The 21,233-nt window shown below is 36.1% G+C and carries 19 protein-coding genes and 1 pseudogene; 11 read left to right on the top strand and 9 right to left on the bottom strand.

The window, feature by feature from the left end:
• Positions 1–54: 54 nt before the first annotated feature.
• Positions 55–534 (top strand): DsrE/DsrF/DrsH-like family protein, encoded by a 480-nt coding sequence (locus CER22_RS06925; RefSeq protein ID WP_000437728.1) that lies wholly within the window; start codon positions 55–57, stop codon positions 532–534.
• Between the two features lie 33 nt (positions 535–567).
• Entirely contained in the window at positions 568–1,332 is a 765-nt protein-coding gene (locus tag CER22_RS06930) for a sulfite exporter TauE/SafE family protein (RefSeq protein WP_088608428.1), read from the top strand.
• Between the two features lie 81 nt (positions 1,333–1,413).
• Here the strand turns inward: CER22_RS06930 and CER22_RS06935 are convergent, their stop codons facing one another.
• Positions 1,414–1,854, bottom strand: coding sequence for a hypothetical protein (locus CER22_RS06935; protein WP_000642361.1), 441 nt, complete (start codon positions 1,852–1,854; stop codon positions 1,414–1,416).
• A 148-nt stretch (positions 1,855–2,002) separates the two neighbouring features.
• Positions 2,003–3,211: an LCP family protein gene (locus tag CER22_RS06940; protein ID WP_088062034.1), complete on the bottom strand. Its 1,209-nt coding sequence runs from the start codon at positions 3,209–3,211 to the stop codon at positions 2,003–2,005.
• A 314-nt stretch (positions 3,212–3,525) separates the two neighbouring features.
• Here CER22_RS06940 and CER22_RS06945 point away from each other — a divergent pair, with 314 nt between their 5' ends.
• Positions 3,526–4,524: a YhdH/YhfP family quinone oxidoreductase gene (locus tag CER22_RS06945; protein ID WP_088608429.1), complete on the top strand. Its 999-nt coding sequence runs from the start codon at positions 3,526–3,528 to the stop codon at positions 4,522–4,524.
• Positions 4,525–4,557: 33 nt separating this feature from the next.
• Here CER22_RS06945 and CER22_RS06950 read toward each other — a convergent pair whose 3' ends face one another.
• The 3 genes from CER22_RS06950 to CER22_RS06960 form a co-directional block, all read right to left on the bottom strand.
• Positions 4,558–6,213 (bottom strand): Na/Pi cotransporter family protein, encoded by a 1,656-nt coding sequence (locus tag CER22_RS06950; RefSeq protein WP_048545730.1) that lies wholly within the window; start codon positions 6,211–6,213, stop codon positions 4,558–4,560.
• A 510-nt stretch (positions 6,214–6,723) separates the two neighbouring features.
• A complete protein-coding gene (locus CER22_RS06955; RefSeq protein ID WP_088608430.1) occupies positions 6,724–7,713 on the bottom strand; it encodes an NAD(P)-dependent alcohol dehydrogenase in 990 nt (329 codons plus the stop codon).
• Positions 7,714–7,895: 182 nt separating this feature from the next.
• Complete coding sequence (locus CER22_RS06960) at positions 7,896–9,098, bottom strand: MFS transporter (protein WP_088608431.1); 1,203 nt, start codon at positions 9,096–9,098, stop codon at positions 7,896–7,898.
• Positions 9,099–9,415: 317 nt separating this feature from the next.
• Between CER22_RS06960 and CER22_RS06970 the strand changes: the two genes are divergently transcribed.
• From CER22_RS06970 to CER22_RS32440, 8 genes and pseudogenes are all read left to right on the top strand, one after another.
• Entirely contained in the window at positions 9,416–10,504 is a 1,089-nt protein-coding gene (locus tag CER22_RS06970; RefSeq protein ID WP_088608432.1) for a DUF871 domain-containing protein, read from the top strand.
• 76 nt (positions 10,505–10,580) lie between these two features.
• Positions 10,581–12,521, top strand: a complete 1,941-nt coding sequence (locus CER22_RS06975; RefSeq protein ID WP_088608433.1) for a BglG family transcription antiterminator — start codon at positions 10,581–10,583, stop codon at positions 12,519–12,521.
• A 111-nt stretch (positions 12,522–12,632) separates the two neighbouring features.
• Positions 12,633–12,953, top strand: coding sequence for a PTS lactose/cellobiose transporter subunit IIA (locus CER22_RS06980; protein WP_088608434.1), 321 nt, complete (start codon positions 12,633–12,635; stop codon positions 12,951–12,953).
• Between the two features lies 1 nt (position 12,954).
• The gene (locus CER22_RS06985) at positions 12,955–13,260 is read left to right on the top strand and encodes a PTS sugar transporter subunit IIB (protein WP_000275649.1); all 306 of its coding nucleotides are present in this window, start codon (positions 12,955–12,957) and stop codon (positions 13,258–13,260) included.
• A 77-nt stretch (positions 13,261–13,337) separates the two neighbouring features.
• A complete protein-coding gene (locus CER22_RS06990) occupies positions 13,338–14,648 on the top strand; it encodes a PTS sugar transporter subunit IIC (RefSeq protein ID WP_088608435.1) in 1,311 nt (436 codons plus the stop codon).
• Positions 14,624–14,902, top strand: coding sequence for a hypothetical protein (locus tag CER22_RS06995; protein WP_000900037.1), 279 nt, complete (start codon positions 14,624–14,626; stop codon positions 14,900–14,902). The genes CER22_RS06990 and CER22_RS06995 overlap by 25 nt, the downstream gene beginning before the upstream one ends.
• A complete protein-coding gene (locus CER22_RS07000; protein ID WP_087985792.1) occupies positions 14,892–15,977 on the top strand; it encodes a DUF871 domain-containing protein in 1,086 nt (361 codons plus the stop codon). Before CER22_RS06995 ends, CER22_RS07000 begins: the two co-directional genes overlap by 11 nt.
• Before the next feature lie 80 nt (positions 15,978–16,057).
• A pseudogene (locus CER22_RS32440) lies at positions 16,058–16,180 on the top strand (HEAT repeat domain-containing protein); the annotation flags it as partial.
• Positions 16,181–16,256: 76 nt separating this feature from the next.
• Here CER22_RS32440 and entC read toward each other — a convergent pair.
• The 4 genes from entC to CER22_RS07025 all read right to left on the bottom strand — a co-directional run bounded on the left by entC (position 16,257) and on the right by CER22_RS07025 (position 21,220).
• Positions 16,257–17,666: a cell wall-binding protein EntC gene (gene entC, locus CER22_RS07005; protein ID WP_097907877.1), complete on the bottom strand. Its 1,410-nt coding sequence runs from the start codon at positions 17,664–17,666 to the stop codon at positions 16,257–16,259.
• A 601-nt stretch (positions 17,667–18,267) separates the two neighbouring features.
• Positions 18,268–19,419, bottom strand: coding sequence for an ABC transporter permease (locus CER22_RS07015; protein WP_404841059.1), 1,152 nt, complete (start codon positions 19,417–19,419; stop codon positions 18,268–18,270).
• Positions 19,420–19,445: 26 nt separating this feature from the next.
• Positions 19,446–20,120 (bottom strand): ABC transporter ATP-binding protein, encoded by a 675-nt coding sequence (locus tag CER22_RS07020; RefSeq protein WP_000609098.1) that lies wholly within the window; start codon positions 20,118–20,120, stop codon positions 19,446–19,448.
• Complete coding sequence (locus tag CER22_RS07025; protein WP_088062044.1) at positions 20,117–21,220, bottom strand: efflux RND transporter periplasmic adaptor subunit; 1,104 nt, start codon at positions 21,218–21,220, stop codon at positions 20,117–20,119. The genes CER22_RS07020 and CER22_RS07025 overlap by 4 nt, the downstream gene beginning before the upstream one ends.
• Positions 21,221–21,233 lie beyond the last annotated feature (13 nt).

Below are 21,233 nucleotides of genomic sequence, written 5' to 3' on the forward strand. Positions count from 1 at the left end.
GAGCCTTTTTATAAATGACAAAATACCCCTATAGGTAATCGGAGGGAGAAAAACATGGAACAACAGAAAAAAACAACAATCGTTTTATTTAGCGGAGATTATGATAAAGCAATGGCTGCTTATATTATTGCAAATGGTGCAGCGGCGTATGATCAAGAGGTAACTATTTTTCATACTTTTTGGGGATTAAATGCTTTAAGGAAAGATGAGCATGTGAAGGTGAAGAAAACTTTCATCGAAAAAGTATTTGGAAAGATGATGCCACGCGGTGCGGATAAGATGGGATTATCAAAAATGAATTTTGCAGGTATGGGACCAAAGATGATTAAAGGTATTATGAAAAAACATAATGCGATGCCTTTACCAGATTTAATCGATTTGGCGAAAGAACAGGGGATTAAACTTGTCGCTTGTCAAATGACAGTAGATTTATTAGGGTTAAAAGAGGAAGAGATTATGGAAGGGGTAGAGTTTGCAGGAGTAGGAGCTTATTTAGCAGATGCTTCGGATGGGAATGTAAACTTATTCATTTAATTCACCTTCTTTTTAGAAGGGAGGGGATGTAAGATGAGCTTAGTCGTATTACTTTTTATAATTGGGTTTATAGGATCGTTTATATCAGGAATGGTTGGAATTGGCGGTGCGATTATTAATTATCCGATGATCTTATACATTCCGGTATTGCTGGGGTTTACTGGCTATACGTCACATGAAGTAAGTGGTATTACAGCGGTTCAAGTATTCTTTGCAACTTTTGCAGGGGCATGGGCCTATCGGAAAAGTAATGATATGGATAAAACGCTAGTTGTGTATATGGGAGCTAGTATATTAATAGGAAGTTTCATAGGGAGTTTTGGTGCTAACGTATTAGCGGAACATACGGTCAATGTTGTTTATGCAGCGTTAGCAACAATAGCTGCTATTATGATGTTCGTACCGAAACGAAATAATGGTGATGAAGTGAAATATAATAAATGGTTAGCAAGTTTGTTAGCATTTATTGTAGGCGGAGCATCAGGCATTATAGGTGCTGGAGGTTCTTTCTTATTAGTTCCCATTATGCTGGTCATTTTAAAATTGCCGATACGTACAACAATAGCAACATCTATCGCAATTACGTTTATTTCCTCAGTAGGAATTATGACTGGAAAAGTAATAACTGGGCAAGTAGTTGTAATTCCAGCTTTTATTATCGCGATTGCAAGTATCTTTGCTGCGCCGCTTGGAGCGCGAGTCGGGAAAAAGATCAATCAAAAAGCATTGCAATATATGTTATCGATTTTGATTGTAGGTACAGCTATTAAGATGTGGATTGATATGATATTGAAATAAAAGGATGGTGCTGCTTGCAGCCCATCCTTTTATTTATGCCGCTATTTGAAGGTAGTAAACGCCCGATTGGTGAAGGCTGATTTATGCCCAAATAACTTTCATTAAGTTTTTATATTCGTCATTTGCTAATTTATATAGCATTCTCGTATGTTCAAAGACAAGTGCTGGATTAAAGTTTGGTTCTGAGAATGCAAGCGATGCTGAAATATCAATTGCATTTTGCTTGTTTAATGTGAATTTTGCAAATCGATAAGATGTGTTTAATTCATTGATAACATGCAAAATATCATTTGTTGATGTTGCATCAGGTACGTGAGCAACATTGAAGCAGTATATATCCACAGTAGGATGTTCGTTTTGGAAAGCAGCGATAAGTTGAATTTTTGCGCCAGCTTCTGTTTCTAAGCCTACTGAAAAATGAACAGAACCATCATTTTCATCTATATTTTCTTCCATGTATATATCGTTGGATTTTAAGTAGTCTTTAAAATCTGAGATGTTATGTTTTACTGCAGCTTTCATATGTATGAGCCCCCTGATAATTGGAATAGATTGCTACTATTTATTATAATTTAAAAATATTAAAAAAGATAGTTAGAAAGTTCTGATTTTTGATTTAGAAGAAATAAAAAGAAGCAGTACTCTACCTCCATAGAGAACTGCTTCTTTTTTATTCATTGTCGTTAGACGATGCTTCTGTATCTTCACTGCTATTTTTATTCTTATTTTTCACTTCATTGTTACTTGATTCGCGTTCACTTGAATTTTCAGACTTAGATTCTTTTGTTTTCTCTGTGCTTGTTTTCTTCGAATCAGAGTCTGTTTTTGTATATGCAGGTAATCCAAGGTGAGCGCGAAGCCCGTTTGTTACATTTGCTAATTCTTTTTTATCTGGATTGTAGTAATATGTTCGGCCGCCGCCAGCAGATTTGCTACATGTATCGTCACCTTTTTCCATATAGCAGTCTTCACCTTGAATTTGTAATTTCTCAATTTCCGAATCCGATCCGTACTTATAGAATGAAAGCATATCATCGAATGTTAAGTTCGTAACGAATTGGCCGTTAATATCATCAATGATGTTACCAACTTTTGTTACAGATCCAACGCTTGTTAGTTTCTTTAAAATAGCTTCAATAACGAGCTGTTGGCGTTGTCCACGCATTGCATCACTATCGATGTGGCGCGTTCTAGCAAGGGCAAGAGCTTCTTCACTATTTAGCTTTTGAACACCTTTCTTCAGGTGAATCGCATCAGCAGTATCATTACTATCTTGTTCAGTAAATTCAACTGGTACATCGACTTCAATACCACCTAAATCGTCGACAATTTTCATAAATGACTTGAAGTTAAACTTTACAAAGTAATCAACGGGAACATTCATTAATTTTTCAACTGCATCAATGCTTGCTTGGGGTCCACCATCTTTTCCGTTTTTAGTAGAACCGTATGCATGAGCGTGTGTAATTTTATCTTTTTTCTTTTCCACTGGGATATAAGTATATGTATCTCGTGGAATACTTAATAGTTTTACAGTTTTGCTATCTTTATTAAACGTTGCAAGTAGTAGTGCATCCGTTCTTATAGCTTCTCCATATTCTTTCCCGCGGACATCGCTTTCATCAACACCCATGATTAAGACGGAGACGTTATTTGTGATAGGTTTTACAGCTTTATCACGTAAATCAGATTTATCACCGCGCGCTAAATCGTGTGCGGCATTTCGAACAGCAGAAGATGCTTTATTTACTAAAAACCAAGTATAACCGCCACCTATTATTAAAAAGAATAGAATAACGCTTATAATAATTTTTGTTTTTTTCCTACTTTTTTTCGGTTTACTGCGTGTATTTTCTTGCAAAGATGGGTTTTGCTCCATTTCCTGTACTCCTTCATTTGGATTGAAATACGACACTCACATCCACTTATTATAATGAAATTTGACGAAAAAAGACATTACAAATCATTTACATTTCGTAAAAATTCAATATATTTATAAAAAGTCAGATTTTCTATATTTTATTTTTCAGATGTAGAATAAGTATAAGTTGTTTTAGTGGAAATGAAAACATGTATTGTGAGAAAGTGATAGAGAAGTAAGATTTGTTGAAATATAGCCAAGAAGAAATGAGTAGGTTTACTGGTTTCTTCTATATAATAAAGAAGAATTTTACGGATAAAGGAGCGGGCATAGTGAATCATACATCATTCCGAGCAATCGTTGTGAACGAAACAGAAAGTAAGCAGTTTGTAAGAAACATTGTAGAGAGAGAAGTAAGTAGTTTACCTGAGGGGGACGTATTAATACAGGTTCACTATTCTTCATTAAATTATAAAGATGCGCTTTCAGCCACGGGTAATAAAGGTGTTACGAGAACATATCCTCATACGCCAGGAATTGATGCAGCAGGAGAAGTTGTGAGTAGTGAAGGGGAAACCATTAAGGTAGGAGATCAAGTCATTGTAACGGGATATGATTTAGGTATGAATACTTCTGGTGGTTTCGGAGAATATATTCGCGTGCCAGCATCTTGGATCACCCCTTTACCAGAGGGAATGTCATTAAAGGAAAGTATGATGTACGGGACAGCAGGTTTTACAGCTGCTTTATCAGTATATAAGCTTATTGGAGCAGGCATAACGCCTAGTATGGGAGATGTTTTAGTAACGGGTGCCACAGGCGGCGTAGGGAGTGTAGCTGTTAGTATTTTAAGTAAGCTAGGATTTAACGTAGTAGGAGCGACAGGGAAAATGGAAGAGGAAGAGATGCTACTACGTCTAGGAGCGAAACAAGTGATTCATCGTACGGAGTTGAATGATGAATCAGGAAGACCAATGTTAAAAGGGATATACGCCGGGGTTATCGATACTGTAGGTGGACATATGCTAGAAACCGCTTTAAAAACGGTAAAGTATGGTGGTTGTGTAACGACATGCGGTAATGTGGCAGGGCAGGAGTTACAAACAACGGTATATCCGTTTATTTTGCGAGGTATAAGTCTTTTAGGAATAGATTCTGTGCAATGCCCAGTGGATGTGAGAAGAAATGTGTGGACGCTCTTAGCAAGTGAATGGGAAAATAATGAGTTACTATCTTATACAGAAGAATGTACATTGGAAGAGTTAGATGAAAAGTTTACACTTATATTGCAAGGAAAGTTAAAAGGAAGAACGGTTGTAAATATGAAATAAAAAAGAGACGCTAACTTAAGCGTCTCTTTTTTATTATAATGATTGTTTTAAATTGATTTTACCTTGTTCACCTAAAACACCATCAGCGATATTTACAGCGTGATCACCGATACGCTCTAAGTTACTTACCATATCAACGTAGATGATACTTGCATCACCTGAACAGCTACGTTCATTCAGACGTAATACGTGACGTTTACGAAGAACACGTTCCATTTGGTCAATTTTACGTTCTTTTGCAATAACCGTTTGAGCTAGTTCAGTGTCGAAGTTAGTTAAAGCATTGATTGCATCTTGTAATGTTGAAATTGTTAACTCAAGCATTTCATTTAATTCAGCTAGTGCTTCGTCTGATAGTGAAACACGATGTGAAATTTGGAAATCTACAAGTTCTACAAGGTTTTCTACATGATCACCGACACGTTCAATATCTCCAACGACACCTGCTAGCACCGAATGCTTTTCAGAGTCTGTAGGTGAAAGTGGTTTTTCTGATAGTAAAACTAAATACTCGATAATTTTTTTATCTAAATTGTTAATAGCTCCTTCTAATTGAGTAGCCATATCAGCGTGTTTTTTGTCTTGTGTATTTAAAAATTGATTCGCTTCTTTTAATCCGTGTAATGAAAACTCAGCCATACGGATGATTTCTTTTTGAGCTTCTGTTAAAGCAATAGCTGGAGATTGCTCAATAAAGATTGGGTTTAAATGTTGCGGTTTGAAGTTAATAGATGAATCTTCACCACGAATGATTTTTGTTACGATCCATGCTAATACTGCAATGAATGGGAACTGAATAATTGTATTCGTTACGTTAAATGTTCCGTGTGCAAATGCAATTGTCATTTCTGGATTTAAATTTAATGACGTTTGGAAATATTGAATTAAACTTGTAAATGGTATTAATATAATCGTAAAGATAAGGGTACCGATAATATTAAAGATAACGTGAACTAATGCTGCACGTCTTGCAGCAATTGAAGTACCGATTGCTGCTAATACTGCTGTAATTGTCGTACCGATATTATCACCGAATAATACAGGAAGAGCAGCTTGTAAATCAATAGCACCTTGACCGAATAGTTCTTGTAAAATACCGATTGTTGCGCTTGAGCTTTGTACAATTAAAGTGAACACTGTACCGACAATAATTCCTAAAATTGGATTGTCACTCATGCTAACCATTAACTCTTGGAATGCCTCTAAAGAACGAAGAGGTTTCATACCTGCGCTCATTAATTCTAAACCGAAGAATAACATACCAAAACCAAATACAACTTGACCTACAGAATGTACTTTTTTATTTTTAAAGAAGAATAGCAAAATTGCTCCAACTGCCATAACTGGGAGAGCGTATTCTCCGATTTTAATTCCGATAATAAATGCAGTAACTGTCGTACCGATGTTCGCACCCATAATAACACCGATTGCTTGTCTTAATGTCATAAATCCGGCACTTACAAGTCCGACTGTTAAAGCGGTTGTTCCTGAACTTGATTGGATTAATACAGTAACTAACATACCTGCTAGCACACCCATAAGTGGGTTTGTTGTAAAGCGATCTAAAATATCGCGAAGACGATCTCCAGCTGCTTGTTGCAGTCCATCGCCCATGTATTTAATACCGAATAAGAAAATACCTAATCCACCAATGAACTGGAAGATCATATCTTGAATATTGTATTCCACGCATTCCACTCCTTAAATTTCATGTACGATGTAATTATTAACTAAACCTTGAGGCACTGTAAACGGTTTATCAGTAAAATTTACACTAAATTTACAAAGTGATAAAAAGTTTACAAACCTTTAAAGAAACACCTGGATTTAATTGGTTTTTTAGATGATATATCTAATCGGTTTGTAAAGAAGTCACATTTGTCACACTATTTATTGATAGTAAAAATAGGTGAAGGGAAACTACCCAACTGGGTATGCGGATTGGAATTTTATTTTGTTATGATGATGGTTCTTTGCATATTTTTTGATTAAAGTTAGAAAAATATGTAGGGAAACGGGGGAGGTTTGAAATGGATTTATTTAATGAAAGTAAAAAACGATTAAATTATTTTAAACTGTTTTCTTTTGAGATGCTCGCAACAATAAAAAAGAGCAATTCGCATATGAATTTGCTCTGCCTTTTTATGTTAAAAACTTTCGGTGCCTTGCATTTTAACAATTATGCAAAGTGTTTTTTCTTTATTTAGAATCGTCATTATGCTCCATAGTTATGACGACATTTCCCCTCTTATGTCCTTTTTCAACATATATGTGAGCTTCAATAATTTCCTCAAAAGTGTATTGCCTATCAATGACCACTTTTATTTTACCGTCCTCAACAAGTTCTTTAAGGAAATTTAATGCTTCGGAAGTTTCAGGTGCGTTTTGACTTAATATGAGTTTCACGCGACTTGTCAATTTAGTCCAGAACATTTGAGCACTTGGTAACGGTTCAACAATATTTATATAGGTACCATCTTCCTTTAACATTTTAATACACTCTGAAAAGGAGCTCCTGTTTACCGCTTCAAAGATAACATCATAAGTTTCGTCTGTAGTAGGAAAATTTTTTGTGGTGTAATCAATTACTTCGTCAGCTCCTAGAGATTTGGCCAATTCTAAATTGGAGCTACTGCACACACCTGTAACTGTTGCGCCGAAATACTTGGAAATTTGTACTGCATAACTTCCGACACTTCCAGAAGCTCCGTAAATAAGAATGTTTTGACCGCTTTGAACGTTAGCTTTCCTAAGGAAAAACAAAGCTGTACGTGCTCCAATTGGGATGGCTGCGGCTTCTTCATAGGATATATTGGAGGGCTTCATGCACACTGCTCCAACTTCAGGTAGACAAATATACTCAGCATAAGAACCAAAATTTACTTGGGTAGCTGCAAAAACTTGGTCTCCTCTTTTAAATCGTGTGACGTCTTTTCCTACTGATTCAACTTCACCAGCCAATTCCATTCCAAGTATTTGTTTTTTCGGTTGCTTAAAGCCAAGTGCGATTCGAGCGGGTAGCCAAACAGAAGAGGCAACCGTAAAACTTCGTGAGCGAATATCTCCTGCTGTTACGGTTGTCGCTTTTATTTTTACTAGTATTTCATTGTCCTTAGGAGCAGGTTTTTCTATCTCTTTCAGTTGAAGAACGTCGGGGAGACCGTATTCTGTATATACTATTGCTTTCATTAATATTTCCTCCAATTCGTTCTATATGTTAATATCATACGAACAACATGAATAAATAGAACAGCGGTTCACTCTTCAATACAATGCAAAAAGCAGTGTGATTTTTTAGGAATCCACTGCTTTTTACAAATGTGTATACATGATTTTTTGGTCCAAGTACTTCGAAAAAGAACCCATTAGCATTACCCAACGGCTTTTTCTTTTGTTTTATCCCCTTGTTTTTGCTTCCGTAAGCTTGTGATGTAAATGAAAAGAAAAGCGATAAGTAATAGAGAGGAATATCGATATACAGTTGCATAGTTGGTAAAGTGTGCAATGAATCCAAATATAATTGCGCCAGCGCCAATGCCGAGGTCAAATGCTGAGAAGAATGTAGCTGTTGCGACTCCTCGTCGGTGTGGTGCTACTCGGTCGATCATCCATGCTTGTAGTGCAGGCTGAATCGCTCCAAAACCACTTCCGTAGCATGCTGCTGCAATAATTAAACTCGGAATTGTAGTTGTATACGACAATAAAATAATACCTGTAAACGTAATGATAACCCCTGGAATAATAACGAATGCATGACCTTTCGCATCGTATAACTTTCCAGAAAACGGACGAGTGACAGCGATTGCAAGTGCATTAAATAAGAAGAAGAGGCTTATATCAGCAATTCCGACTTCCGTAGCAAATAATGTAATAAAGCTCCCGATTCCGCCGTACATTAATGTAATACATAATATTAATAATGAAGGAAGTAAAGCTTTGCGCTCAATAAATCCATCGAGAAAAGTACCAGATGTTTGCTGTGGTGGTTGCGGCGATTTTTTGATTTGAAGTAGTTTCGTTAATATTAATGAAACAATTGTACATGAAAGTGCACACAAAAAAAGAATCGTGAAGTTATATGTTTGCATAAGCCAAAGTCCGATAAGCGGACCAAGCGCCATTGCAATTGTTCCAGAAAGACCGAAATATCCCATGCCTTCACCGCGGCGAGCTTGTGGAATTAAATCTGAAACGACAGTTCCATATGTAGTCGTTGTAATACCAAAACCAGCTCCGTGTAAAATTCGAACGGCAAGTAATAGGAAGACAGTTGAAGCGAAAAGATAACTACCCATAGCGAGTAAACAAATTGCAGTACCAATCATTAAAATAATTTTTTTGTTGAATTTTTGCAAGGCGTTTCCCGTTAGTGGTCTAACAAAAAGTGCCGCCACGGTAAACATGCCGACAACAAATCCGATATTAGAACTTGTGCCGCCAATTTCTTTCACATAAACAGGTAAAGTAGGAATTAACATTTGAAACCCTAAAAACATACATAAGTTTGCTAGAATTAAAGCAACAAACTCTTTTGTCCATAATGGTTCTCGTTTTACGAGTATTGCTTCTCCCATATATTCATCCCCTATATAAAATTTCTCTGTTCTTTCGAGTATATGTATTGGTCAATGTAACAGTCAAGGAAGGTGCCTTGAAAACGTATAACAATTTTCGAGGTAAAAAACTGACAAATTTGTGTAAAAGCTACACAATGATGAAAAAAAGTTGTAAAGTATAGATGTATAGACTTGTAGTTGTTATGAATGATGGAAATTGTTTTTCCTTTAAAGAAAGCGGATTCAAAAAGTAGTGAATGAGAAGGGGATATATACTTTTTCACTACATATATTTGAAAAGGTTTACAAAACAATGAAGAAAGAGGCGTGTACATATGAGACGATTAGGTATTTCTATTTATCCAGAACATTCAACAGTAGAGAAAGATAAGGAATATTTAACATTAGCAAGTAAATACGGATTTACACGTGTATTCACATGCTTATTGTCTGTAGATGGAGAGAAAGAGAAAATTATAGAAGAGTTTAAAGAAACGATCTCGCATGCAAATGCATTAGGGTTCCAAGTATTAGTTGATATTAGTCCGTCTGTCTTTACACAATTAGGTATTTCATATAATGATTTATCGTTCTTCCATGAGTTAGGAGCGTACGGTATTCGTTTAGATGTTGGTTTCTCAGGATTAGAAGAATCGATTATGACGTATAATCCATATGGTTTGAAAATTGAGATTAATATGAGTAACGGTACGAAATATGTTGATAACATTATGAGCCATAGACCAAATCGTGAAAATTTAATTGGTTGCCATAATTTTTATCCGCACCGTTATTCAGGATTATCATATGATCATTTTATTAAATGCTCGAAACAATTTAAAGATTACGGTATGAGAACGGCTGCTTTTATTTCATCATTTGATGCAACATATGGGCCTTGGCCAGTAACAGAAGGATTATGTACGTTAGAGCAGCATCGTGAATTACCGATGACAACACAGGCGAAGCATTTATTTGCAACAGAATTAATTGATGATGTCATTATTGCGAATGCGTATGCATCAGAAAAAGAATTAGAGGCACTAGGTGCATTAAATAAAGAAAAACAAACTTTTGATATAGAGTTATATGATACAACAACAGAATTAGAAAGAATTATCGTATTAGAGGAACCGCATTTTTACCGCGGAGATGTATCTGAATATATGATTCGCTCGACACAAAGTCGTGTGAAATATAAGAAAGAAGAGTTCAAACCGCATAATACACGCGCAATTAAGCGCGGGGATCTTTTAATTGATAATGAACAGTACGGTCAATATAAAGGTGAATTGCAAATTGCTTTAAAAGATATGGTGAACACAGGAAAAACAAATGTAGTTGGCCGAATTGTGGAAGAAGAAATTTTTTTATTAGATTATTTACAAGCATGGGATAAATTCGGATTTACATTAAAGAAATAGATAAAATAAAAAAGGAAAAAACTACTGACCTCAGCAGCTTTTTCCTTTTTATATATAAATTGCGAGAGGAAGAGCTATGACAAAGGTGTATCAGCGATTAGTTTCTATTTTAGAGGTGTTTTTAGAAGAGAAATCGATGTTAAATCGAGCTTTTTTAGCGAGCCGTTTACATGTATCAACGAAGACGATTCAAAAAGATATAAAGTTATTGAATGATATATTGGAAGAAAACGGAGCAAAAATTGAATCGCAAAGAGGGACTGGATACGAACTAGAAATTATACAAACGAAGAAGTTTGAAGAGTTTTGCGTGAATCTATTTCAAAAACAGACGGAAAAGATCCCAACTTCTTATGAAGAAAGGATAGCGTACATTCTGCAACGTATTTTAACGACAGATGGGTATGTGAAGCTTTCGCAGTTAGCAGAGGAGATTTATGTAAGTAAATCGACTGTAAATTTAATTATGAAAGATGTTACAGATATATGTGGTCGCTATCAATTACAAATTGAAAAGAGACCGTATTATGGTATACGTATTGTCGGAGAGGAGTTTCGTATTCGTTCTTGTTTATCACAATATGGTTTACCACGTTATGATCATACTCCGTTTCATGAGCAATTTGAGCAGAGTGATACATATGTATCGTTACCTCATATACCGCTTATCCGTTCGGTTATATTAAAGTATATTGAAGGAGGAACGATATATTTATCAGATATAGAAATTGATAATTTAGTCATTCATATTGCAATTGCATTAAAGCGTTGTGAAGATCAACATTATATGAAAGGACTAAATGCAGAGCAAGCTGAACTTATCATAAAGAAAGAATATACAATTGCGAAAGCGATTTTAGGGGATTTAGAGAAAGCGTTGCATCTTTCATTTCCCGAAGAAGAAGTTTTATATGTAACGATGCATTTATTAAGTACTGCTGTTACAGCGAAAGACCGTTATGAAAATGTAGAAGAATTATTAGGGAAAGATCTATATGCATTTATGCAACATATTCTCTTTAAAGTAGCGGAAGAACGGAATCTTATTTTTTATTATGATGAGGAATTATTATTTGGATTTGGTGTTCATTTAAAAACATTATTAAACCGTTTGAAGTATAAGTTAAATACGAGAAATCCTCTATTGGCAGAAGTGAAAAAGAATTATCCGTATGCTTTTGAAATTGCGGTTCTCGTTGGAGATATAATTGGTGAATATACGGGAGAATCGATTCCGGAAAGTGAAATTGGTTATATTGCGATTCACTTCGGCGGAGCGATGAGTCGTTTACAAGAACAGAATCAAAAGAAAAGATGTTTATTAGTTTGTGCGACTGGTCAAGGAAGCGCCCAGCTATTGAAATATAAAATTCTATCACAGTTCCGAGATAAATTAGAGATTGTAGGGATTACAGGCTATTATCAATTGAAAGTAGAAGATCTCTACAAAGAAAAGATAGATTGTATTATTAGTACCATTCATATACCAAGTGGTTTGCCTGTACCTGTTATAAAAGTGAACTCAATATTTGATGATAAAGAGATTAAGTCAATCGGTCAGCAGTTGTTTACGAATGTGAATACGAGTGTGCAGCAATATATGAAGGAAGATTTGATTTTCTTAAATCATAGCGCTTCTACGAAGGAAGAGGTTATTCGATTTTTATGTGAGAAAGCTGCTGAGAAAAACTATGTACCAGAAAGCTTTTATGAATCTGTTATGGAAAGAGAGAGTACATCTCCTACAGCGGTCGGGAATTTAGTTGCGATTCCACATCCAATGCAGTTATTAAGTGAGAAAACATTTTTGATGTTTTGTACACTTAATAAAGTGGTTGACTGGGGAGATAAGAAAGTACAAGTTATTATTTTATTTAGTGTAAAGCGCAATAATAATGAAGATTTACAAAAGCTTTATGATTTTTTATATGATATTATGTCTAATCAAAATACAATAGAGAAATTAGCTCAGGCTGAAGTGGTTGAAGATTTTCAAGAGATATTATTATCGTTATAAGAGAAGTATATAAAAACTTCCGTTACACAACGGAAGTTTTTTATGTTTAATTGTATGCGTTTTCATAATAAGATAACCATATAGAAAAAAGATAGCTTGGGGGAATTTGAAATGACTGATATGCAAACTCCATTTGCGTTAATTTTACATGGTGGCAACGCGAGAAGCGCGTCACTTGAAGCAATTGCTTTTGCAAGACAAGGAGATTTTGAGAATGCGAGTGAAAAGATGACAATTGCTAGTGAAGAGATTTCAGCAGCTCATCGCATTCAAACAGACTTAATTCAAGAAGAAGCAAGAGGAAATCATGCAGAAATAAGTTTATTGTTAGTGCATGCACAAGATCATTTAATGAATGCAATTACAGTGAAAGAACTTGCTGAAGAATTTATCACTCTTCATAAACGAGTAGAAGAGAAAGTGACAGTATAAGATGTACATTTTATTATGTTGTGCAGCAGGCATGTCAACGAGCATGGTTGTAAGAAAAATGCAAGAAGAGGCAATGAAACAAGGGAAGGATTATAAAATTAAAGCAGTTGATTCAGAACTTGTGAAACTGGAAATAAAAAATGCTGATGTTGTTTTAATCGGACCACAAGTGAAGTATTTGTTTCCAGCGGTACAGTTTCTTGCGAAGTCATACGATATACCGGTTGCAATAATAGAACAAAGAGATTATGGCATGTGTGACGGTTTAAAAGTACTGAAACAAGCAGAACAATTAGTTTTAGCATAATTATATTTTTTTAAATATAAACATTATAATGTTATAACTTTTTGTCCTTACGTAGTAAAGAGAAAGAAGGGGTATTGATGAATGGTTTTATGAGTTTTATGGAACAAAAGATTATGCCAACAACGCAAAAGATTGCAGGACAACGACATTTATTAGCAATTCGAAACGGAGTTATTTCTACATTACCGTTAACGATTGTCGGATCATTTTTCGTTATCTTTTTAAATTTACCAATTGATGCATATATGGAATGGATTGCACCATTTCGCCATATTTTAGATATTCCATTCCGGTTTACAGTAGGTTTAATGGCATTATACGCAGCATTTGGGGTAGGAGCTTCACTCGCAAACTTTTATCAGCTCAATCAGTTAAGTGCAGGGTTGTTATCTGTACTCGCCTTTTTACTAGCATCAGTTGAACCAATTCAAATTACGAAAGCTGTACCAGGTGTTATTGATGCGGGAAGATATATTTCAGTAGGAACATTAAGTGCAACGTCTTTATTCGGCGCAATTGTTACAGCTTTAATTGCAGTAGAAATTTATCACTTTATGATTAAGCATAATATCTCGATTAAATTACCAGACAGTGTACCACCAGCAGTTGCAAACTCGTTTGCTGCATTAATTCCAACTTTAGTCGTTATTCTTTTATTCTGGGGTATTCGTTACGGTTTAAAATTCGATGTAAATACAACAATCACGTATTTAATCGCACCACTAAAATCAGTATTAGTAGGAAATAATTTATTCGGCGGTTTATTAACAGTATTCTTAATCGTGTTCTTCTGGTCATTCGGTATACATGGCCCAGCGATTTTAGGACCAATCATTCGTCCGATGTGGGATTCAGCAATTCTTGAAAATATGGAAGTATTCACAGCTACAGGAAATGCACATCAATTACCAAACTTATTTACAGAGCAATTTATTCAATGGTTCGTATGGATCGGTGGATCAGGCTCAACGTTAGCTTTAGTTATTATGTTTATGTTCTCTAAATCTAAGTTCCTAAAAGAGTTAGGTAGATTATCATTCGTACCAGGTTTATTCAATATTAACGAACCAATTATTTTCGGGGCACCAATTGTAATGAACCCAATCTTAATTATTCCATTCGTTATTACACCGTTAGTTACAACGACAGTATCATATTTTGCAGTTGTTTCAGGCATGATTCCGCTCATGATGGCGAAGTTGCCATTTACGATGTTAGCACCAATTGCAGCGATTATTAGTACAGACTGGACAATTATGGCTGGTGTACTTGTACTTGTTAACTTTGTGATCTCATTCGTTATTTACTATCCATTCTTCAAAATGTATGAGAAACAACAATTAGTAGGAGAGGAGAAAACAGAATGCTCGGAGCAATTATCATCTTAATTACATTCGTAGCGGGGCAGTGTATTGCACATTATTCAAAATGGGTACAAAGTAAATCTTTATTAGTGTTACTACTCGTATCAATTGTATTTATCGGTAGTTCAATGGGTGCATATGTAATGCTAAGCTTACAATCACCGTACGTAATTATTGTACCAACGATTTTATGTGCAACATGTTTATCTGCAAAATATAGATTTACGAGCATGGCATTAATACAACGTGTGAAGGAGATGCAAAAGCATGGAGCGTAAATTAGGAATTTCACTTTATCCAGAGCATTCAACGAAAGAACAAGATATGGCATACATTTCGGCAGCGGCACGCCACGGTTTTTCAAGAATATTCACATGTCTATTATCTGTGAATCGTCCAAAAGAAGAAATTGTAGCTGAATTTAAAGAAATTATTAATCATGCAAAAGATAACAATATGGAAGTTATTTTAGATGTAGCTCCGGCAGTATTCGATCAACTTAGTATTAGCTATAGTGATCTATCATTCTTTGCAGAGTTAGGTGCAGACGGTATTCGTTTAGATTTAGGTTTTGACGGATTAACAGAAGCAAAAATGACGAATAATCCGTACGGCTTAAAAATTGAACTAAACGTAAGTAACGATATTGCATACTTAGAGAATATCCTTTCGCATCAGGCGAATAAACCAGCTTTAATTGGCTGTCATAACTTTTATCCGCAAAAATTCACTGGTCTTCCGTATGATTATTTCATTCGCTGTAGTGAACGCTTTAAAAAGCATGGCATTCGCACGGCAGCGTTTATTACGTCACATGCAGCTAACATCGGTCCATGGGATATTAATGACGGATTATGTACGTTAGAAGAGCATCGTAACTTACCGATTGAAGTACAAGCGAAACATTTATGGGCGACAGGGCTTATTGATGACGTTATTATTGGAAATGCTTACGCGAGTGAAGAAGAGTTAGAGAAACTAGGAAACTTAAATCGTTACATGTTACAGCTGAAAGTACACTTTGTAGACGAAGCGACTGAAGTAGAAAAGAGAGCCACGCTGCAAGAATTACATGTAAGGCGCGGTGACATAACAGAGTATATGGTACGTTCTACAGAAGTGCGTAAAAAGTACAAAGACTATGACTTCCCAGTGCGCGAAAGTGTATTACAGGAAAGAGGGCAAGTTGTAATTGGTAACAACTCGTTTGGTAAGTATAAAGGTGAACTACAAATCATTCTAAAAGAAATGCCGATAGATGAACGGAAAAATATTGTCGGTACAATTGCAGAAGAAGAGTTATTCTTACTAGATTATGTAGGAGCTTGGACGCAGTTTACTTGTGTGGAATAGGGAAGGGCAGGAGAGGATGCTATGGCATCCTCTTTTTTTTGTGAAATTATATAGAATGCAAAGAGATAGATTTAATTTGGACGGGAGAGAAGGAGATTGTCATCGCTCTTCGTTTTTTACCTAAGTTTGTTAATCATGAAGAAGTTTTAAAGGCGTTTGATAAAGTATATAAAAACCGAGGGAACTTATTTATGTCAGAGTGAAAGTTTCAAGAGAAAGTTAGAATGTGAGAATCAAAAAAAGAGTCAGCCTCAATGAGACTGACTCTTTTTATACGAACTAGTTTAATACTTTAACTGTAACTGTTTTACGTCCCCAGTTACTAGATGTACCTTTATCAGGCATTAAAACGTCGATTTTATTTCCTTTAATAGCTCCACCAGTATCACCAGCGATTGCTACTCCGTAACCTTCAACCCATACTTTTGAACCTAATGGAATGACACTTGGATCAACTGCAATTAGTTTCATGTTTGGGTTAGCTGTTAAGTTGTGACCTAAAGCTGATTTTACTTGGTCGCCTGCTTTATAACCATTTTCAAGTGGATCTGCTGTGTAAGCTGTTGCTACAACGCGTAGTTCACGAGAAGATGATGGTGCACTTGTTTCAGTTTCTTTTGCAACAGGTTGTTGTGTAGCAGGTTTTTGAGCTTTAGCCGCTTCACGAGCTTTAGCTGCCTCTTGAGCTTTAGCCGCTTCACGAGCTTCAGCTGCTTCTTGAGCCTTAGCCGCTTCACGAGCTTCAGCTGCTTCTTGAGCCTTAGCTGCTTCACGAGCTTTAGCTGCTTCTTGAGCCTTAGCTTCTGCTTGAGCTTCAGCTTCTGCCTGAGCTTTAGCTGCTTCACGAGCTTTAGCTGCTTCTTGAGCCTTAGCTTCTGCTTGAGCTTCAGCTTCTGCCTGAGCTTTAGCTTCTGCCCCGGCTTTAGCTGCTTCACGAGCTTTAGCTGCCTCTTGAGCCTTAGCTTCTGCTTGAGCTTCAGCTGCTTCACGAGCTTTAGTTGCTTCCTCCGCCTTAGCTTTAGCTTGCGTTTCAGCTACTTCACGAGCTTTAGTTGCTTCCACTGCTTTAGCTGTATCTTGAACTTTAGTTGTTTTTTCAGCTTTAACTACTGGTTGAACTTTAACTGGTGCTTTACCTGTTAAGTAAGGAACATGAACATAAGCTGTTTTGCCGTTATATTCAAATTGGATCCAGTCGTTTTGTACTTGGTGTGTTGTTTCAATTACATCATCTTGTTTCAATTTACCAAGAATTTCTGAGTCTGTGTTTGCACCAGCACGTACGTTTAATACGTTTGCTGTTACGTAGTAAGTGTCTTTAGTATAGTCAGCGCTAATGAAAGCTTCTTTACCGCTGTTTAATTTCACTTTTGACCATCCGTTTTCTGTATGTAAAACGTTAACTTTATATCCATCTAATAATTTTCCTACAACTTTTGATTCAGTAGTTGGGTTTTCTCGTACATTTAGTACATCAGTCGTTACGATTGTTTCTGCTTTAGCAGATGTTGTGAAAATCCCAAGACCAAAAACCGCTGCTGTTGCTATACCCATAAATTTTTTCATAATAGCCTCCATTGCATTTGTTTTCGTTGACCTCATTATAGCAACCATTATTTTCTTATTTGCGGAAAACATAAAATTACAAAGGTTTCGTAACGGGTCATTAATATTCTGTAATAATTCCAGTAATATCCTAAAAGCGCTTTCTTATAGTTTATAGGGGAGGTTAGAGCATACAATACATAAAAAGAGGAGTATTTCAATTTCTAATAGGTTAATAACATTTCTGTAGTGTTACGTAATCATTTCGAAATCATTACAAAAACGGCGTTTTTTTCTATTGGAACAGGAAAGTAGTTATGTAAAAATAACTATTTTAGTTGTAGAGAAATATAAATGAGGTGAAAATCGATAAAATATCGCCATAATTGTTACAAAATAAGTCGAGGTATGGAAAAAATTACGCCTTGATTTTAGTCTGTCACATATTATTTTTGCAATAATAGGATTCTATAATAGCTTTAGTAAGCTAAAATAATGAAAGGTGTTTATAACGTGAAACATATATAATAGAAGAAACACGATTTAATAGATAAAGTGAAACTTTAATCAGTGGGGAGGATTCTTCCTCCCCCACTGATTATTAGTTGAACCAATCGGGCTTTTATGGGCAACCCGACCCCCACCTAAATTCTTTGCTTTCGCTGAATTTTGAGGTGGGGGTCTTACTGCCCATTAAAGCGGGATAAATAAAAAAACGTAGGAGTGTAAATTCCTACGTTTTTGTTTATTCATATCGTAAACATTCAATTGGATCAAGTTTTGCAGCTTTGTTAGCTGGTAGTAGACCGAATATAATACCGATTAACATGGAGATACCTACTGCAAGAAGTCCAAGTTCTTTTGAGACAACGAGTGGCCATCCGGCAAAGATTGAGACGATCCAAGCGAAGAAGATACCGAGCATGAATCCGATGAAACCACCGAGTCCTGTTAAAATACAAGATTCAATTAAGAATTGTGTTAATACTTTACCGCGCGTTGCACCAAGTGCTTTACGAATACCAATCTCACGTGTACGTTCTGTTACAGATACAAGCATAATATTCATTACACCGATACCACCAACAAGTAAGGAGATAGCGGCAATACCACCGAATACCATTTTCATCATACCGATGGATTCGTCTAATTGCTTCGTAAATTCACCTAAGTCTTGTGCTTCGAATTTGTGCTCAAATTTCGGAGCTTTCATTTCGTTTAAAACAGAAACGGCTTGTTTTTCTACACTTTTACGTTCTGTTGGAGAGGTCATCGTTAATCTTACAGAGTCATACTCATTTACTCCTGAAATGACAGGTGCGTTTTCCAGTGATGTGTAACCTTCAGGCATAGCCATTCCAAATTCGTTTTTCGTTTCGTATACACCGACTATTTTATACGGCTTTCCTTTTATATCTGTGTATTGATTTGATTCCCAACCACTAAATAATTTGTTGAAAGCTTCTTCATTTAATATAACAGCAGGGATTGCCTGGTTTAATTCGCTGTCGTTTAATTCACGACCGTGAACTAATTTTATTTTCGAATCTGTCATAAAGGCACCTGTTCCACCTTTTAAATCAAGAGAGACATCTTTTGAACCAGCAGATGCTTTTACTTTCATACTTACATCTGGATACACATCTTTAACGCCTGGTACGGTTTGAAGACGGTTTAGCATATCAGGTGTGATTTTGGCACTATCTGTTCCATAATCAGGGTTGTTGTAGTAAATCGTTATTTCATTATCTTTTCCTTGGCCTAGCTCTTCTTTAAACTTTGCATTTGTACCATCACCCATTGAAATGATAGTAATAATGGCACTAATACCGATAATAATTCCTAGCATTGTTAAGATGGAACGCATTTTGTGGGCAAAGATAGAGGAAAGGGCCATGCGTATATTTTCACTCGTGTTCAAAATTAACCTCTCCAATCTTGGACGATGTTTCCGTCACGAATTACAATTTGCCTTGCTGCAGCTTCCCCAATTTCACGATCATGGGTAATCATAATGATTGTTGAGCCTTGTTTGTTTAATTCGTAAAAGAGATCCATAATTTGTGTACTTGTTTTCGTATCAAGTGCTCCTGTCGGTTCATCGGCTAAAATGAACTTTGGATTATTTACGATTGCACGTGCGACTGCGACACGCTGTTTTTGTCCACCTGATAATTCGTTCGGTAGGTGAGTAGCACGATCAGCTAAACCTACTTTTGTTAAAGCGGCTAATGAGCGCTCGCGTCTTTCTTTTTTATCGACTCCAGCGTAAATAAGAGGTAGCTCTACATTTTGAAGTGCTGTAAGTCTCGGTAATAACATGAAGTTTTGGAATACGAACCCAATCTCTTTATTACGAACGCGTGCAAGTTCTGTCTCAGACATGTTTGAAATATTTTGACCAGCTAGTTCATACGCACCTGTCGTTGGTTTATCTAAGCAGCCGATAATGTTCATTAATGTTGATTTACCAGAACCAGATGGTCCCATAATAGAAGTGAATTCTCCCTGGTTCAGTGTTACGTCAATGCCGTGTAATATTTGAACGGATTCTGCACCATTTTGGAAAGATTTCGTGATGCCTTTTAAGTTAATCATCGGGCGACGACCTCCATACCATCTTTTAAGTCTTTTTCAGGTTTAGAGATAATTTGCTCTCCTTTTTTCACTCCAGAAACTTTTGCTTCGCTATCAGTTTCGAATTCAACAGTAACAGCTTGTTCTTTCGCTTTACCGTCTTTTACAACGAAGACAATATTTTTGTCACCTTTTTTCACGATGCTGCTTTTCGGAACAATCGTACCAGTTGCTTCGCCAGATTTACTTGTTACGTAAACGTGGAAGCCGTTTTGTAATTCTTCACTATTATCTAATGTGACAGTGAATTGATAGTTAGAAACTGTTTTGTTTTCATCCATGCTCTTTAATGGTGTAGAACCGATTTCTGTTACTTTTCCTGTCCAAGTCTTACCAGCGACAGTTTTTGAGGAAACAGTTACTTCTTGCCCGACTTTCATACTAGCAAGCTCATATTCAGAAAGTTGACCTTTTACTTTAAATGGCCCAGCGTGGCGAAGTGTAATGCCGCTCATACCTGTTTTTTCATCAGCAGTTTTTACGATATCATCAATTACGCCATCAGTAGGGCTCGTTACAGAAAGTGTATTTACTTTCTCTTTTGCTGCTTTAATCATTTCATCAGATTTTTCAACTTCAAACTTTTTCATTTCAATTTGTGATTCTAATTGTTGTACTTCGACTTCTGATGCTTTTAATGCTTCAGCAGGAAGGCCTGCATTTTTATCTTTTTGTAATTTTTGTTTCGCTGTATCAATTTGTTTTTGGAACAATGTTACTTCTTTTTGTGCGATTTTCTTTTGCATTTCTGCTTCCGTTACACCTTGTTTCGCAGTAGGGTCATTATATTTAAACAGAAGCTGCCCTTTCTTAACTTCATCGCCTTTTTTAACAGCTAATTCATACGTACCTTTTGTTGGATCAAATGAAATTGTTTCGATGCCGTTTGGAATGACTTCACCGCCAAATTTTTGCGCGTTTTCAATTTGTTTTTCTGTTACTTTATATCCGCTATATGCCATTGCTACTTCTGAACTACCGCCAGCAAATGCAAAATATGATCCAGCTGCAATACCGATTGCTACTACACTAGTAATTAACACTTTATTTTTCTTCTTCATCTATTTATCACCT

This window comes from Bacillus sp. K2I17 (assembly GCF_002209985.1).
GTDB classification, from domain to species: domain Bacteria; phylum Bacillota; class Bacilli; order Bacillales; family Bacillaceae_G; genus Bacillus_A; species Bacillus_A wiedmannii.